Source organism: Mesorhizobium sp. M2A.F.Ca.ET.043.02.1.1 (genome assembly GCF_003952405.1).
Lineage (GTDB): Bacteria > Pseudomonadota > Alphaproteobacteria > Rhizobiales > Rhizobiaceae > Mesorhizobium.
The window spans coordinates 400523-414198 of record NZ_CP034445.1 but is presented as its reverse complement, the minus strand read 5'-3'; the positions used below and the strand labels follow the sequence as shown (position 1 = coordinate 414198).

Sequence of the window (13676 nt, the reverse complement as noted above, 5' to 3'; positions counted from 1 at the left end):
CGTTTATTCCGCAGCCTGCGCCTGTGGCGGCAGTCCGAGCCACCCCCTGCAATCGGCCAGCGCTCTCGCCGTGATCGCATGACGTTTGGCGACGGTCTTGTCCTTGCCGCGCAGGCGCTTGCCGTCGGCCTTCGGCGCTTCGACCGGCGGGAAAAGGCCGAAATTGACGTTCATTGGCTGGAAGGAGCGTTTGCCGGGCTCATCATCCGACACGATATGCCCGCCGGTGATGTGGTTCAGCAGCGCGCCGAAGGCGGTGGTCGCCGGCGGCAGCGCGGGCGCGTGGCCGAGCCGCGAGGCGGCGGCGAAGCGGCCGGCGAGCAGGCCGATCGCGGCGCTTTCCACATAGCCTTCGCAGCCGGTGATCTGGCCGGCAAAGCGCAGACCCGGCCGCGATTTCAGCTGCAGCGAGGGATCGAGCAGCGTCGGCGAGTTGATGTAGGTGTTGCGGTGCAGGCCGCCGAGGCGCGCGAACTCAGCATTTTCGAGCCCAGGAATGGTGCGGAAGATGCGCACCTGCTCGGCATGCTTCAGCTTCGTCTGGAAACCGACCATGTTGTAGAGCGTGCCCAGCGCATTGTCCTGACGGAGCTGCATCACCGCATAGGCCTTGACCGAGGGATTGTGGGCGTTGGTCAGGCCCATCGGCTTCATCGGGCCGTAGCGCAGCGTCTCGACGCCGCGTTCGGCCATCACCTCGATCGGCAGGCAGCCGTCGAAATAGGGCGTGCCTTCCCACTCTTTGAACTCGGTTTTCTGGCCCTCCAGCAGCGCCTGGACAAAGGCGAAATACTGGTCCTTGTCCATCGGGCAGTTGATGTAGTCCTTGCCGGTGCCGCCGGGACCGACCTTGTCGTAGCGCGACTGGAACCAGGCGGTGTTCATGTCGATCGTGTCGAAATGCACGATCGGCGCGATGGCATCGAAGAAGGCCAGCGCGTCGGCGCCGGTCGCCTCGGCGATCGACTGTGCCAGCGACGGCGCCGTCAGTGGACCGGTGGCGATGATCGCCTGGTCCCAGTCCGCCGGCGGCAGCCCAGGCACTTCCTCACGTTGGATGGTGATCAGCGGATGCGCTTCGATCTTCGCGGTGACCGCGTCGGAAAACCGGTCGCGGTCGACGGCCAGCGCGCCGCCGGCCGGCACCTGGTTGGCATCGCCGGCGCTCATGATCAGCGAACCGGCCAGCCGCATTTCGGCATGCAGCAGGCCGACCGCGTTGTTTTCGGCGTCGTCGGAGCGGAAGGAGTTCGAGCAGACGAGCTCGGCCAGACCATCGGTCTTATGCGCGTCGGTGCCGCGCACCGGGCGCATCTCGTGCAGCACGACCGGAACGCCGGCCTCGGCGATTTGCCATGCCGCTTCGGAGCCGGCGAGGCCGCCGCCGATGACGTGTACGATGTTTTTGCTCATGAGCGCCGGAATAATCGCTTGGCGGCCCGATTGCAATTGCCGGGCGGCAACGGCGAGAAACTGGCGCCAAAAACAACAACACCCGCCGGGGGAGGAGGTCCGGCGGGTGTCGTTTTGGGGGTCGATCCTCGGGAGGAGGTGAAGATCGACCTAATTCGTCATCGCCGGGGAGGAGGTCGGCTTTGACGAAATCTCTTTCGCCTTTTTTAGAAGGGCGAAACCTTCGAAGACGAACTTCGTTCGCTTGAAGACGAACTACGTTCGCTTCTTGAACAACGCCCGCCGGGGGAGGAGGTCCGGCGGGCGCCGTTTCGGTGGTCAACCCTCGGGAGGAGGTGAAGGTTGACCTCATTCGTCAGGGTCGGGGAGGAGGTCGACCCTGCGAAATTCCTTGCTTAGATCGCCTTGCGGGCGACCATCTTGATCTCGTCGCGGACGATGCCGAGATCATGGAGCTGACGGTTCGAAAGCCGACCCAGCTCGGAAACCGTCTCGCGATAAACGCGCCAGTTACGGTAGCTACGGATCAGGTTCATTGTCTTAACTCTCTTCAATGGTTCGGACCATTTGCGGTCCGAAGCGGATTAGACCGCCTTGCGGGCGACGTAGTGGATGTCGCTGCGGCTGATGCCGAGGTCGGTCAGTTCACGGTTCGACAGGCGGTTCAGCTCGGAAACGGTTTCCCGGTAGCGGCGCCAGTTGCGGTAGTTGCGGATCAGGTTCATGGTAGTTCTCGTTTCGTCTTTAGTTCGGATCATTCCGTTTGTGTACGAACAGAAAATAAGTGGGATCGTATCGATTTAAAAGTGCCGTTGGCGCATGGCAGCAATGCAAATTGTGCAATGCAACATTAACCGCCATTCACGCCTGCGTCACAAAGAAGGCCAATCGAAAAATGCCGCTGCGTCAACGGTTTGGCTGTTCGCTAAGGAAGTGGTCGGGCTTGGGGGAAATGCATGGCGGGCTATGCTAAAAGGGTGAGGGCGGATATCGCGCGCTGGCGGGAGATCGGGCTGATCGATCCCGCCACGGCGGAGGCGCTGGCGTGCGATGTCGCCGCCAATGAGCGCGCGTCTCTGAGCTTCGGCTCCATCCTGGCGATGATGGCGGCGCTTTTGTTCAGCGCCGCGATCCTGATCTTCGTCGCCGCCAATTGGGAGGCCTTCCCGCGTCTCGTTCGCGTGGCGGCTCTGTTTGCGGTCATTCTTGCCGGCTATGTCGGCGGCGCGGTGCTGAAGACGCGTGACCATGCCGCGATCGGCGAGGCGCTGTGGATCGTTGCCGCGGCGGCGTTCGGCGGATCGATCGCGCTGATCGGACAGATGTACCATCTTTCCGGCGACGAGGCGTCGGCGCTGGTGACATGGTGCGTCGGTACGGCACTGGCGGCGGTCGCGCTGCGTTCAAATCCGCTGACCGTGGCGGCGGTCGGCATCGCCGACGCATGGCTGGTCCTCAAGGGATTCGGCTTCTACTGGCGCGCGGAAATTCCGCATCTCTTCATCGTCATGGCGATCGTCCTGTTCGCCATTTCGTTCTGGACGCGCAGCCGGGCCGCGCGCCACCTCCTCATTTTGTCGGTCGTTCTCTATCTGGTTCTGTCGGCGATGGATCACGACACGCTGCCGGTGGCCATGTCGCTGGACATCGTCTCGGTGCTGCTCTTTGCCGCTTCGGTCTTTGCCGGCGATCCGATCGACAGGATCCTCCAGCTCGGCGGCCGGCTGCCCTTGCATGCCTTGCTCGGCTTCCTCACCGGCATGGCGATCATCCAGTTCGAGCTGGCCGATGAAAGCACAAACAACAGCGGGTTTGCCGTCGCTTCGATCGTGGCGCTGGCCAGTATCGTGGCGGCAATCATGCTGGCGGGGCGCGAGAGCAGGGGCTTGCGCTGGCTGGCCTATACCGGCTTCGCCTTCGAACTCGCCATCATCTACAGCGTCACCTTGAGGTCGATGCTGGATACGGCCGGCTTCTTCCTGGCGGCGGCGGTGCTGCTCGGCATGCTGGCGCTGGTCATCATCCGCATCGAAAAGCGCATGAAAGCGCCTGCCGGAACAGGAGCAGCGGCATGACCGGCAAGAAACTGATCATCTCCGCGCTGGTGCTGGCGCTTGTCCAGATCGGCTTTCTCAGCTGGATCATCGCCAGCCGCGCGGCGATCCTGCGCAACGGCAAGGAAGTGCTGTTGAAAGTCCAGCCCGTCGATCCGCGCGATCTCCTGCGCGGCGACTACATCTCTCTCAACAACAACATTTCGCGCATTCCGGTGAAATTGATCGCCAACATTCCGGAAGGCAAGTTCTCCAGCGAGGACACATCGATCGTGGTGCGGCTCAGGAAGGGCGCCGACGGTTATTGGCAGCCGACGACCGCCTGGTTCGGCCAGGCGCCCGCGCCGGCAGGCGAGGGCGAAGCAGACATTGCCGGCCATGTCGTTGAGGGCTGGGGCCTTCGTGATACGGACGCGACGATCGCGCCCGACTATGGGATCGACCGCTTCTATTTGCCGGAAGGCGAGGGCGTGGCGATCCAGGACGACATGCGCGTGCGGCCGTTCGGCATCAAGCTTGCGCTCGCATCCGACGGCACGGCACAGATCAAGGCGCTGATGGACGGCGACAAGGCGCTGTTCCAGGAGCCGCTTTACTGAGATGTGTCAACATTCGACCCACCTTAAGTCACGGTTCCAGCAGTGGCCCTAGCCGGACGGCGTCGGTTCAAGCGCAGCAAGGCCACAAACGCGCCGCAGGAGCAGAGCATCGCGAGGCCGAGCACGGCTTCGCTGCCAAAATGCGCCAACAGTCCGGCCAGCAATGGCGGCGATATGGCGGAAATCAGGTTGAGCGGGAGAGCGATGTTGGATGCGGCCCGCGCGTAGGCCGCCTGGTCGTAGAACACCAGAGGTATCGTTGCCCGCGACACGGCAAGAATGCCGCTGCCCAAGCCATAGAGGAGAATGAAGCCGGCAATCGACCAGTGCGTGCCGTGACCCAGAATGAGAAGCAGCATGGCGAACGGCAGCGCCAATCCGGCGAAAAGCGCGGTGGTCATCCCGTCCCAGCGTCCAGCGCCCAGAAAATCGACGCCCCTGGCGCCGACCTGAAGGATGCCCAGCATCGAGCCGAAGGCGACGGCTTCTCCGGCGGGAAGTCCCTCGGCCTTAAGCAGTTCGATCAGTATGGCGCTGAATCCGAACGTGACGAAGGCATTGAGCGTGATCGCCGAAACGATCAGACGGAAGATGCCTGCCGGCACGGCTGGAGTTTTCCGGGTTGCCGGAACCGTTGACGAGGCTTTCGGCGATGGCGGCCGGCGCGGCAAGCCGAAGGCATAGAGCGGCAGGCAGACCACGATCATGGCCGCCGCGTAGACGAGGTAAGTCATGCGCCAGCCGATCAGCCCGGACAGGAAGGCGGCGGCGGGCCAGAAGATGCTGCTCGACAAGCCGGTCATCAGCATAAGCACGCCAATGGCGCTCTTGGCGCTGCTGCCGGCGACCTCGTTCAGCATGATGTAGGCCGCCGTCGTCAGCATCGCGCACCCAGCCGTGCCAAGGATGACCCATGCGGTAAAATAGAGAACCGGCCCGTGCGCGGCCGCCAGCGCCACGAAGCCCGGAGCGGCAAGGATCGTGCCCATGATCATCACCTTGCGGGCGCCGAAGGCATTGAAAGCCTTTGCCAGCGGCGGCGCCCACAGGCCCATGACCACATAAAATACCGAATTGCCGGCGAACACCGCCGCTATGCTGATTTGAAGGTCGGCGGCTATCTGGCTGCCGACGATAGCCAACAGCCCGACCGATCCCCAGCCCATGAGCTGGGCGATCGCAAGCACGATCAGGGTTCGAACGATAGTCCTGTCCAGAATCGCGATGCGCATGCGGGTGGCCGGTCGACTGCAAACCCGCCTGCTAGCAGAGCCTCAATGTCGGTTTGATGACTGCATAGAGCAGAAGGCCTGGCGTCGGTCCTCCTTCGCCAGGGCTTCGGAGGTCGGCTCTTCGAGCTTTAGGTGGCCTGCCATACGAAGCTCGAAGAGCAAAGGATGGTGCGGATGAAGGGACTCGAACCCCCACGCCTTTCGGCACTGGAACCTAAATCCAGGGCGTCTACCAATTCCGCCACATCCGCTTTTCCCCGGCAATCCCATGTAGCCATCATTCTGTCAATGTCGAGGCTCAGATCATGCTTATCCGGCTAGACGCGAAGATAGTTGAAAATTGGCCTAGCCTGTGACAAAAGGCGTGTCGAATGTGACGGAACGTGAGTTTCCGCTTCTGCAAGATGTGAAAAGTTATAGTAAAAACAGAAACTTATTCGCATCTGGCAAGGCGTAGTTCAGGAGAGTTTGATCCGCACTAGCGGTCAAATCGCCAGGTTCCGTTCCAAAAGCCATTTCCGGCAACATCATACCGGCAGGCTGTAAACGGCTAGGACCGTTTGGCAGTCTCATTGTTGAAAACAAAGGTTCTAGGATGCAGGTCACCGAAACGCTCAACTCCGGTCTCAAGCGCGAGATCAAGATCACCGTGCCGGCCGGTGACATGGAAGCCAAGCTGATGGCGCGGCTGACCGATGCCCGCGACAAGGTGCGCATCAACGGCTTCCGCCCGGGCAAGGTGCCGGTGCAGCATCTGCGCAAGATGTACGGCAAGTCGTTCATGGCCGAGGTCGTCAACGAAATCCTCAACGACTCGACCCGTTCGATCATCACCGGCCGCGGCGAAAAGGCCGCCATGCAGCCCGAAGTGATCATGACGGAGGACGAGAAGGAGGCCGAGAAGATCCTGGCCGGCGGCTCCGACTTCGAATTCAGCCTCAACTACGAGGTCATCCCGGCGATCGAGATCAAGGATTTCTCCGACATCAAGGTGACGCGTCAGGTCTATGACGTGCCGGAATCGGAAGTCGACGATCAGGTGAAGCGCGTTGCCGAATCGGCGCGCAGCTATGAGCCGAAGACCGGCAAGGCCGCCGAGGGCGACCGCGTGACCATCGACTATGTCGGCAAGATCGGCGGCGAGGCTTTCGCCGGCGGCGCCGGCACCGACCAGCCGCTGGTGCTCGGCTCCAAGGAGTTCATCCCGGGCTTCGAGGACCAGCTGATCGGCGCGAAGGCCGGCGACGAGAAGCAGATCACCGTCACGTTCCCGGAGAATTATCAGGCGGCGCATCTGGCCGGCAAGGAAGCCACCTTCGACGTCACCGTCAAGGAAGTGTCGGCGCCCGGCGAACTCGAAGTCAATGACGAGACGGCCAAGAATCTCGGCCTGGAATCGCTCGAGCGCCTGCGCGAGATCGTGCGCGGCCAGCTCGAGAACCAGTTCGGCTCGATGACCCGCCAGAAGGTGAAGCGCCAGCTGCTCGACCAGCTCGACGCATCCTACTCCTTCGAGGCGCCCTCCAAGCTCGTCGAGGCCGAGTTCAACAACATCTGGGCTCAGGTCAACCGCGACCTCGAGGCTGCCGGCCGCACCTTCGCCGACGAAGAGACCACGGAAGAAGAGGCGCGCGCCGAATATATGCGCCTTGCCGAGCGCCGCGTGCGGCTCGGACTGGTGCTCGCCGAGATCGGCGAAAAGGCCGGCGTCACCGTGTCGGACGAGGAACTTCAGCGCGGCCTGTTCGAGCAGGTGCGCCGCTTCCCGGCCAACCAGCAGCAGGAAGCCTTCGAGTTCTACCGCAGCAATCCGGAAGCCATCAACGCGCTGCGCGCGCCGATGTTCGAGGAGAAGGTCGTCGACTATCTGCTCGGCCAGATTTCGGTCAACGACGTCAAGGTCGGCAAGGACGAGCTGATGGCCGACGACGAGGAAGCTGAAACCGCGACCAAGACGAAACCGGCCAAGAAAGCCTCCTCGAAGAAGGCCGAAGCCAAGGCAGAGGCGGGCGAAGCCGCCGGCGATGCGGAAGAGCCGAAGAAGAAGGCTGCGCCGAAGAAGAAGGCCGCCAAGGAAGCCGAATAACCGGTTTCAGCGCCGCAATTTCGAAAGGCCGCCTTCGGGCGGCCTTTTTCATTACGGCCTGTGTCATTGTGGCGGCGCGGCAACACACGCAACTTGTCTTGATGGGCTGCCGCTGGCGATACCAACCGTTGAAGATTATCTGTTTTCGATGGCGTTCGCGGGGTCTAGGCGTTTGTGAGGCTGGGTTCATGGTTAGAGGCTTAGTCGTTGCCGCGACGCTCTTGTTCGTGGCGATCGGCGGGAGCGTCCGCGCCGAGCCGGATGTCCCGGCCCTCTTCTTGGCGGCGGCTGAAGGAGGCGCCCGGACCGAGCCGGATATCGGCAATTGGCGCGTCGACACCGGCAGCGACGCCCAGATAACGGCCTCGCTGCATGCCATCAACAAGCTCATCACAGGGGGCGGAGCGCTGGGCTACAGCCCGGTGCTGACCTTGGCTTGCCGGCGCGATGGCGAACCACGCTGGAGCGAATGGCTACAGCTCAAGGATCCGGTCTCCGCCAGCCGCAAGATCACCATCTCCGTCATTGTCGACGGCGGCAAGACCGATGAAAGCTGGTCGGTCGGCCCGCGCGGCAGAACGCTGGTCAGGGACGGAGACGACGGCATCAAGCGCCTGGTTTCAGCGAGCCGGCTGACGCTGTCATGGCGCTTCGGCCTCCTGTCGGGGCGCGGCGAGGCCGATTTCGAACTTGCAGGTCTCTCCAAAGCGATCGGCCAGATCGCCGCAAGCTGCAAAACCGATCCACCTTGACTCGCGGCCAGAAGCACGTCGCGATCTTTCAGATTCGCTCCATGCGCTTTAGGTCTTTAATTTTACGCCTGTCTTTTCCCGAACCGGATGACCCTTTCAGGAGACATGCCTTAGAACAGGCTTTCCAGTTCGGCGGTCGTCATGGGGCACCCAAACACCTTGCCGATGATATCGAGCATCGCATTGTGCGGGCCTAAGCCTCGGCAAAAGCTCGCCTTTTTCTATCCATTTGCACGATTCTGTGGTATATAGGTGCCGCAATTCCACTGAAGAAACCCGGATCCTCCGCTCTAATGCGTGGCGCACGCAAGCGGGCCGGTGTGGCGCCGATCGTTCCGACGCAAAAACGAGACCATCAGGGAGGAAATGCGATGCGTGCAACAGCGCTTTTCATCGTCTTGTCCGCTACCACCATCTTCGCAAGCCCATCGCAGGCGCAAGACGCCGCCGCGGGCGAGAAGGTCTTCACCAAGTGCAAGGCCTGCCACGTTGCCGACCAGGACCAGAACAGGGTCGGTCCGTCTCTGCACGGGGTCATCGGGCGCGTTGCCGGAACGCACCCCAACTTCACTTATTCCGCGGCCATGATCGCGGCTGGAAAGTCCGGCCTCAAATGGAACGAGTCCACCCTGACGACCTACCTTCACGCCCCCCAGGCGATGGTCAAGGGCACGAAGATGACATTTCCCGGCCTCAAGGATGACAAGGACATAGCCAACGTCATCGCTTACCTGAAGCAGTTCTCCAAATAGGCCACTGTCGTTGGTCGCCCTGCAGCTACGCTGTTGAAATGCCGCGCCCACGCGCCGCTATGCCGGCAGCGCGAAGAATCCTAACAGCAGCAGAACACCTATACCAAGGCCGAGTATGACAAGCGTTCGCGTGTCCATGACGTTCACCTTCGACCGGGCGGGATGACCCGAAAATCGGGATCGATTTTCGAAAAGGATCATAGGCCCATCAAAGCGGCACAGCGCCCTGTGCGCGCCCAAAAAGAGCGCGCGACGCTGCAAGAGATTACGCAATCAGGGGCCAGGTCCGAAAAACGCGATACGGGTCAGCAGCGTATAGTCGGCTTCGAAAACCATCATGGTCACGAAGACCAGCACCAATATCGGCGGCAGGATGATCGCATACATCATCGCCAGCCGCTCCCAGGCCATGTGCATGAAGACGGCGACGATCAATCCCGCCTTGAGCATCATGAAGATCAGGATCAGCGACCATCTGAGATAGCCGTGGATGCCGAAATAGTCGACCAGGTAGGAGCATGTGCTGAGGATGAACAGCCACGCCCAGACCACCAGGTAGAGCTTGATCGGGTGCTCCTGGTGCGTGTCCGTGGTGGCGACAGCCGCCGCATCATGCGCATGGGTGGCGTGCAGCGCGTGTTGTCCGAGACCGTTTGCGGTTGCTTCAGCCATATCTGCCTCACCAAAGATAGAAGAAGGCGAAGATGAACACCCAGACCAGGTCGACGAAATGCCAATATAGGCCCATGATCTCGACATTCTCGTAGCGACCCCGGCGGCTGGTGAAGAAGCCGGGCCGCCCGATGTCGAAATCGCCACGCCAGACTTTTCTCGCCACGATGATCAGGAAGATCACGCCGATCGTGACATGGGTGCCGTGAAAGCCGGTGATCATGAAGAAGCATGAGCCGAACTGCGCGGCCCCCCAGGGATTGCCCCATGGGCGCACCCCCTCGGTGATCAGCTTGGTCCATTCGAAGGCCTGCATGCCGACGAATGTCGCGCCAAGCGCCGCGGTCAAAAGCATCAGGATCGCGGTTTTGCTGCGATCGCGGCGGTAGCCGAAATTGACCGCCATCGCCATGGTGCCGCTGCTCGAGATCAGCACGAAGGTCATGATGGCGATCAGGATCAGCGGGATCTCCGAGCCGCCGATGCGCAGGGCAAAGACCTCGCTTGGATTGGGCCACGGCACGCGCGTGGACATGCGCGCGGTCATGTAGGAGAGCAGGAAGCAGCCGAAGATGAAGGTGTCGCTGAGCAGGAAGATCCACATCATGGCCTTGCCCCAGGACACGTTCTTGAACGCCCGCTGGTCCGAGGCCCAATCGGCGGCAATGCCGCGCCAACCGGCGGGCCTGGGCTCCATCTGGCTGGCATGCGTCATGGTCGTCTCAGCCATAGCCGGTCTCCTAGGTCAGCAGCCGTTGGCAGATGTCGATGAAGGTCGCGGCCCAACCCGCCAGTAGGGCGAAAATGCAGAGCCAGACGAAAAGCAGGAAATGCCAGTACATGCCGCAGAGCTCGACGCTGAGGCGAACCCGCTCCGGCCGCGCTCCATCCCAGGCGCCTATGCTCGTCCTCCCAAGTCCGACCAGACCGCCGAGTATGTGCAGGCCATGCATGCCGGTGATCAGATAGAAGAAGCTGTTGGCCGGGTTGGATGCGAGCAGATAGCCGTCCCCGGTCAGTTGCCGCCATGCCATCAATTGACCGACGAGAAACGCAAGCGTCGTGAACCCCGCCGTGGCAACACCCAGCCGGACGTTGTCGATCTGGCCTTTGCGCGCGGCGACGACGGCACATTGCAGCGCGACGCTGCTTAGCACCAGCAAGCCGGTGTTGAGCCAGAGCAGGCGCGGCAGCGGCAGCGGCTGCCAGTCGGGCAGGCCCATGCGCATGAAATAGGCGCTGGTGAACAGCGAAAACAGGCAGCCGACCACGGCGAGGAAGACGCCGAGGCCGATCTTGGCGGTGGGCAGCGCCGACCGGTCGAAACCGACGAAATCCCCGGCCAGGCCTTGCTCCAGCCAGGGCTTGGCCGTCAGCCGCTGGTGCGAAAGCCACCATCCGGCAAAGCCTGCGATCACCAGCAGAAAGACCACGATGACGCTCATGCCGGCTCCCTCGAGGGCGCGAAGTCGCCCGGCACGTTTTGCGGGATGAAGTCCTCCTTGGCTCCCGGCACGCTGTAGTCATAGGCCCAGCGATAGACTATGGGCAGCTCCTTGCCGAAATTGCCGTGCGCCGGCGGCGTCTCAGGCGTCTGCCATTCCAGTGTCGTCGCCCGCCAGGGGTTGCCGCCGGCCTCGCGGCCATGCCGGATGCTCCAGATCAGGTTGAACAGGAACACCATCTGGGCGAAGCCGACGATGAAGGCCATGATCGAGATGAACGAGTTCAGGTGATGAGCCGATTCCGTCATTATGGTCATGTCGGTGAGCTCGGCGTAACGCCGCGGAACGCCCATCAGGCCGAGATAATGCATAGGGAAGAAGATCAGGTAGGCGCCGAGGAAGGTTACCCAGAAGTGGAACTTGCCGAGCGTTTCGTCGAGCATCCGCGCGGTGACCTTCGGATACCAATGATAGATCGCACCAAAGATGACGAGGATCGGCGCGACACCCATGACCATGTGGAAATGGGCGACGACGAACATCGTGTCCGACAGCGGCACGTCGACGACGACATTGCCGAGGAACAGTCCGGTCAAGCCGCCATTGACGAAGGTGACGATGAAGGCGAGCGCGAAAAGCATCGGTGTGGTCAGATGGATATCGCCGCGCCACAGCGTCAGCACCCAATTATAGACCTTGATCGCCGTCGGCACGGCAATGATCAGGGTCGTGGTCGCGAAGAAGAAACCGAAATAGGGGTTCATGCCGCTGACATACATGTGGTGCGCCCAGACGACGAAGCTCAGGGCGCCGATGGCGATGATCGCCCAAACCATCATGCGGTAGCCGAAGATGTTCTTGCGCGCATGCGTGCTGATCAGGTCGGACACGATGCCGAAGGCCGGCAGGGCCACGATGTAGACCTCCGGGTGGCCGAAGAACCAGAACAGGTGCTGGAACAGGATCGGGCTGCCGCCATTGTGCTGCAGCTGCTCGCCCATCTCGACAATCGCCGGCATAAAGAATGAGGTGCCGAGGGCACGGTCGAGCAGCATCATCACGCAGGCGACAAACAGCGCCGGGAAGGCGAGCAGCGCCATGACGGTGGCGGTGAAGATGCCCCAGACGGTGAGCGGCAGGCGCATCAAGGTCATGCCGCGCGTGCGGCCCTGCAGCACTGTCACAACATAGTTCAGCCCGCCCATGGTGAAGCCGACGATGAACAGGATGAGCGAGGAGAGCATCAGGATGATGCCCCAGTCCTGGCCGCCCGGCGTGCCGGTCATGATCGCCTGCGGCGGGTAGAGCGTCCAGCCGGCGCCGGTCGGTCCGCCCGGCGCAAAGAAGCTCGATACCAGAACGAGCACGGCGAGCAGATAGATCCAGTAGCTCAGCATGTTGACATAGGGAAAGACCATGTCGCGGGCGCCGACCATCAGCGGGATGAGGTAGTTGCCGAAGCCGCCGAGGAAGAGCGCGGTGAGCAGGTAGATCACCATGATCATGCCGTGCATGGTGATGAACTGGTAGTAGGCCTCCGGCGTGATGAAGTCGAACGTGCCGGGAAAGCCGAGCTGCAGGCGCATCAGCCAGGACAGAACCAGCGCCACCAGGCCGATCGCGGTTGCCGTTGCCGAGTACTGGACCGCTATGACCTTCGCATCCTGCGAGAAGACATATTTCGTCCACCAGCTGTGCGGATGGTAGAGTTCGACCTCCCCAACTTCGGCGGGCGGAACGGCATCTGCGGGTGTGACGTCGACCATTGGAGCACCTCCGTGCCCTATTGTGCGGACCTCGAAAGTTTCGAGTTTGCCGCGACGCCCAGATTGGACGCCATTATCTTTCCCGGCGGCTGGTTCGCCGAGCCCGATTGCTGGGGCGCCGATAGTTGCGCGAAGGTCTGCTGCTGGCCGAGCCAGGCCAGATAATCCTGTTCGGTATCGACCACGACCACGCCATGCATAAGCGGGTGCCCTTGGCCGCATAGCTCGGCGCACAGGACCTGGAAGGTACCGGTTCTGGTCGGGGTGAACCAGAAATAGGTCACTGAGCCCGGGATCATGTCCATCTTGGCGCGGAATTCCGGGATATAGAAATCATGCAGCACGTCGATCGAACGCAGCAGCACCTTGACCGGCTTGCCGACCGGCAGATGGAGATCGGCGGCTTGGACCAGGACATCGTCCTGCCCGTTCGGGTCCTTGGGGGCGACGCCCAACGGATTGTCGGCGGTGACATCCCGGGTGTCGGAAGTGCCGAGCTTGCCGTCCTTGCCCGGCAAACGGAAGCTCCACTGCCATTGCTGGGCGACGACCTCGATTGCGGTTGCATCGCCTGGCACCGTGACGAAGCGGCTCCAGACGAACAGGCCGGGAACCAGCAAAGCGGTGACGCCGAGCGCGGTGACGATCATCAGCCACGATTCAAGGCGCTTGTTCTCGGGTTCGTATGCCGCGCGATTGCCTTCCCGATGCCGGAAGCGGAAGACGCAATAAGCCATGAACAGGACGACAGCGGCAAAGACGATGCCGGTGATCCAGAAGCTGATGATGATGGTGTTGTCGATATAGTCCCAGTTCGAGGCAATAGGCGTCCACCACCATGGGCTCAGGAGGTGGAACAACACCGAGCCCACGACGATCAAAACGAGTACAAGCACAACGGCCAT

Annotated in this window: 14 protein-coding genes and 1 tRNA gene; 5 read left to right on the top strand and 10 right to left on the bottom strand. The window is 61.9% G+C overall.

Going from position 1 to position 13676, the window contains the following annotated elements; all coding sequences use genetic code 11:
• Positions 1-3: 3 nt before the first annotated feature.
• From trmFO to EJ068_RS01980, 3 genes are all read right to left on the bottom strand, one after another.
• Positions 4-1413, bottom strand: a complete 1410-nt coding sequence (gene trmFO / locus EJ068_RS01990) for a methylenetetrahydrofolate--tRNA-(uracil(54)-C(5))-methyltransferase (FADH(2)-oxidizing) TrmFO (RefSeq protein WP_127253472.1) — start codon at positions 1411-1413, stop codon at positions 4-6.
• A 395-nt stretch (positions 1414-1808) separates the two neighbouring features.
• Positions 1809-1949: a DUF1127 domain-containing protein gene (locus tag EJ068_RS01985; RefSeq protein WP_082056374.1), complete on the bottom strand. Its 141-nt coding sequence runs from the start codon at positions 1947-1949 to the stop codon at positions 1809-1811.
• A gap of 48 nt (positions 1950-1997) precedes the next feature.
• Entirely contained in the window at positions 1998-2138 is a 141-nt protein-coding gene (locus EJ068_RS01980; RefSeq protein ID WP_082056373.1) for a DUF1127 domain-containing protein, read from the bottom strand.
• Between the two features lie 231 nt (positions 2139-2369).
• On the opposite strand from EJ068_RS01980, the gene EJ068_RS01975 reads away from it, so the two are divergent.
• Complete coding sequence (locus EJ068_RS01975; protein ID WP_129554456.1) at positions 2370-3488, top strand: DUF2157 domain-containing protein; 1119 nt, start codon at positions 2370-2372, stop codon at positions 3486-3488.
• Positions 3485-4066, top strand: coding sequence for a GDYXXLXY domain-containing protein (locus EJ068_RS01970; RefSeq protein ID WP_126082311.1), 582 nt, complete (start codon positions 3485-3487; stop codon positions 4064-4066). The genes EJ068_RS01975 and EJ068_RS01970 overlap by 4 nt, the downstream gene beginning before the upstream one ends.
• 23 nt (positions 4067-4089) lie before the next feature.
• On the opposite strand, the gene EJ068_RS01965 is transcribed toward EJ068_RS01970, so the two are convergent.
• Both EJ068_RS01965 and EJ068_RS01960 read right to left on the bottom strand, forming a co-directional pair.
• The gene (locus tag EJ068_RS01965) at positions 4090-5298 is read right to left on the bottom strand and encodes an MFS transporter (RefSeq protein WP_129554455.1); all 1209 of its coding nucleotides are present in this window, start codon (positions 5296-5298) and stop codon (positions 4090-4092) included.
• 166 nt (positions 5299-5464) lie between these two features.
• Positions 5465-5549 (bottom strand) — tRNA-Leu (locus EJ068_RS01960).
• A gap of 344 nt (positions 5550-5893) precedes the next feature.
• Here EJ068_RS01960 and tig point away from each other — a divergent pair.
• The 3 genes from tig (at position 5894) to EJ068_RS01945 (ending at position 8888) form a co-directional block, all read left to right on the top strand.
• On the top strand, positions 5894-7384 hold the full coding sequence (tig, locus tag EJ068_RS01955) for a trigger factor (protein WP_127385991.1): 1491 nt from the start codon (positions 5894-5896) through the stop codon (positions 7382-7384).
• 188 nt (positions 7385-7572) lie between these two features.
• Positions 7573-8136, top strand: coding sequence for a hypothetical protein (locus EJ068_RS01950; protein ID WP_189341949.1), 564 nt, complete (start codon positions 7573-7575; stop codon positions 8134-8136).
• A gap of 371 nt (positions 8137-8507) precedes the next feature.
• Entirely contained in the window at positions 8508-8888 is a 381-nt protein-coding gene (locus tag EJ068_RS01945) for a cytochrome c family protein (protein WP_127253336.1), read from the top strand.
• A 273-nt stretch (positions 8889-9161) separates the two neighbouring features.
• Here the strand turns inward: EJ068_RS01945 and EJ068_RS01940 are convergent, their stop codons facing one another.
• From EJ068_RS01940 to EJ068_RS01920, 5 genes are read right to left on the bottom strand one after another with little or no spacing between them, the layout of a single operon-like run.
• Positions 9162-9560, bottom strand: coding sequence for a cytochrome C oxidase subunit IV family protein (locus EJ068_RS01940; protein WP_127253332.1), 399 nt, complete (start codon positions 9558-9560; stop codon positions 9162-9164).
• A gap of 7 nt (positions 9561-9567) precedes the next feature.
• Positions 9568-10290, bottom strand: coding sequence for a heme-copper oxidase subunit III family protein (locus EJ068_RS01935; protein WP_127385992.1), 723 nt, complete (start codon positions 10288-10290; stop codon positions 9568-9570).
• Positions 10291-10300: 10 nt separating this feature from the next.
• Entirely contained in the window at positions 10301-11005 is a 705-nt protein-coding gene (locus EJ068_RS01930) for a cytochrome c oxidase subunit 3 (protein ID WP_127253328.1), read from the bottom strand.
• Positions 11002-12771 carry a cytochrome c oxidase subunit I gene (ctaD, locus tag EJ068_RS01925; protein WP_127253326.1) on the bottom strand — a complete coding sequence of 590 codons (1770 nt, stop codon included), beginning with the start codon at positions 12769-12771 and terminating at the stop codon, positions 11002-11004. Before ctaD ends, EJ068_RS01930 begins: the two co-directional genes overlap by 4 nt.
• Before the next feature lie 17 nt (positions 12772-12788).
• Positions 12789-13676, bottom strand: coding sequence for a cytochrome c oxidase subunit II (locus EJ068_RS01920; protein ID WP_127253324.1), 888 nt, complete (start codon positions 13674-13676; stop codon positions 12789-12791).

Excerpts from the sequence above, each read along its gene's own strand:
- EJ068_RS01940 (WP_127253332.1), bottom strand. The coding sequence starts at position 9,560 with ATGGCTGAAGCAACCGCAAACGGTCTCGGACAACACGCGCTGCACGCC.
- EJ068_RS01980 (WP_082056373.1), bottom strand. The coding sequence starts at position 2,138 with ATGAACCTGATCCGCAACTACCGCAACTGGCGCCGCTACCGGGAAACC.
- EJ068_RS01950 (WP_189341949.1), top strand. The coding sequence starts at position 7,573 with ATGGTTAGAGGCTTAGTCGTTGCCGCGACGCTCTTGTTCGTGGCGATC.
- tig (WP_127385991.1), top strand. The coding sequence starts at position 5,894 with ATGCAGGTCACCGAAACGCTCAACTCCGGTCTCAAGCGCGAGATCAAG.
- EJ068_RS01920 (WP_127253324.1), bottom strand. The coding sequence starts at position 13,676 with ATGGCCGTTGTGCTTGTACTCGTTTTGATCGTCGTGGGCTCGGTGTTG.
- EJ068_RS01970 (WP_126082311.1), top strand. The coding sequence starts at position 3,485 with ATGACCGGCAAGAAACTGATCATCTCCGCGCTGGTGCTGGCGCTTGTC.
- EJ068_RS01975 (WP_129554456.1), top strand. The coding sequence starts at position 2,370 with ATGGCGGGCTATGCTAAAAGGGTGAGGGCGGATATCGCGCGCTGGCGG.
- EJ068_RS01945 (WP_127253336.1), top strand. The coding sequence starts at position 8,508 with ATGCGTGCAACAGCGCTTTTCATCGTCTTGTCCGCTACCACCATCTTC.
- ctaD (WP_127253326.1), bottom strand. The coding sequence starts at position 12,771 with ATGGTCGACGTCACACCCGCAGATGCCGTTCCGCCCGCCGAAGTTGGG.
- EJ068_RS01935 (WP_127385992.1), bottom strand. The coding sequence starts at position 10,290 with ATGGCTGAGACGACCATGACGCATGCCAGCCAGATGGAGCCCAGGCCC.
- EJ068_RS01985 (WP_082056374.1), bottom strand. The coding sequence starts at position 1,949 with ATGAACCTGATCCGTAGCTACCGTAACTGGCGCGTTTATCGCGAGACG.
- EJ068_RS01965 (WP_129554455.1), bottom strand. The coding sequence starts at position 5,298 with ATGCGCATCGCGATTCTGGACAGGACTATCGTTCGAACCCTGATCGTG.
- EJ068_RS01930 (WP_127253328.1), bottom strand. The coding sequence starts at position 11,005 with ATGAGCGTCATCGTGGTCTTTCTGCTGGTGATCGCAGGCTTTGCCGGA.
- trmFO (WP_127253472.1), bottom strand. The coding sequence starts at position 1,413 with ATGAGCAAAAACATCGTACACGTCATCGGCGGCGGCCTCGCCGGCTCC.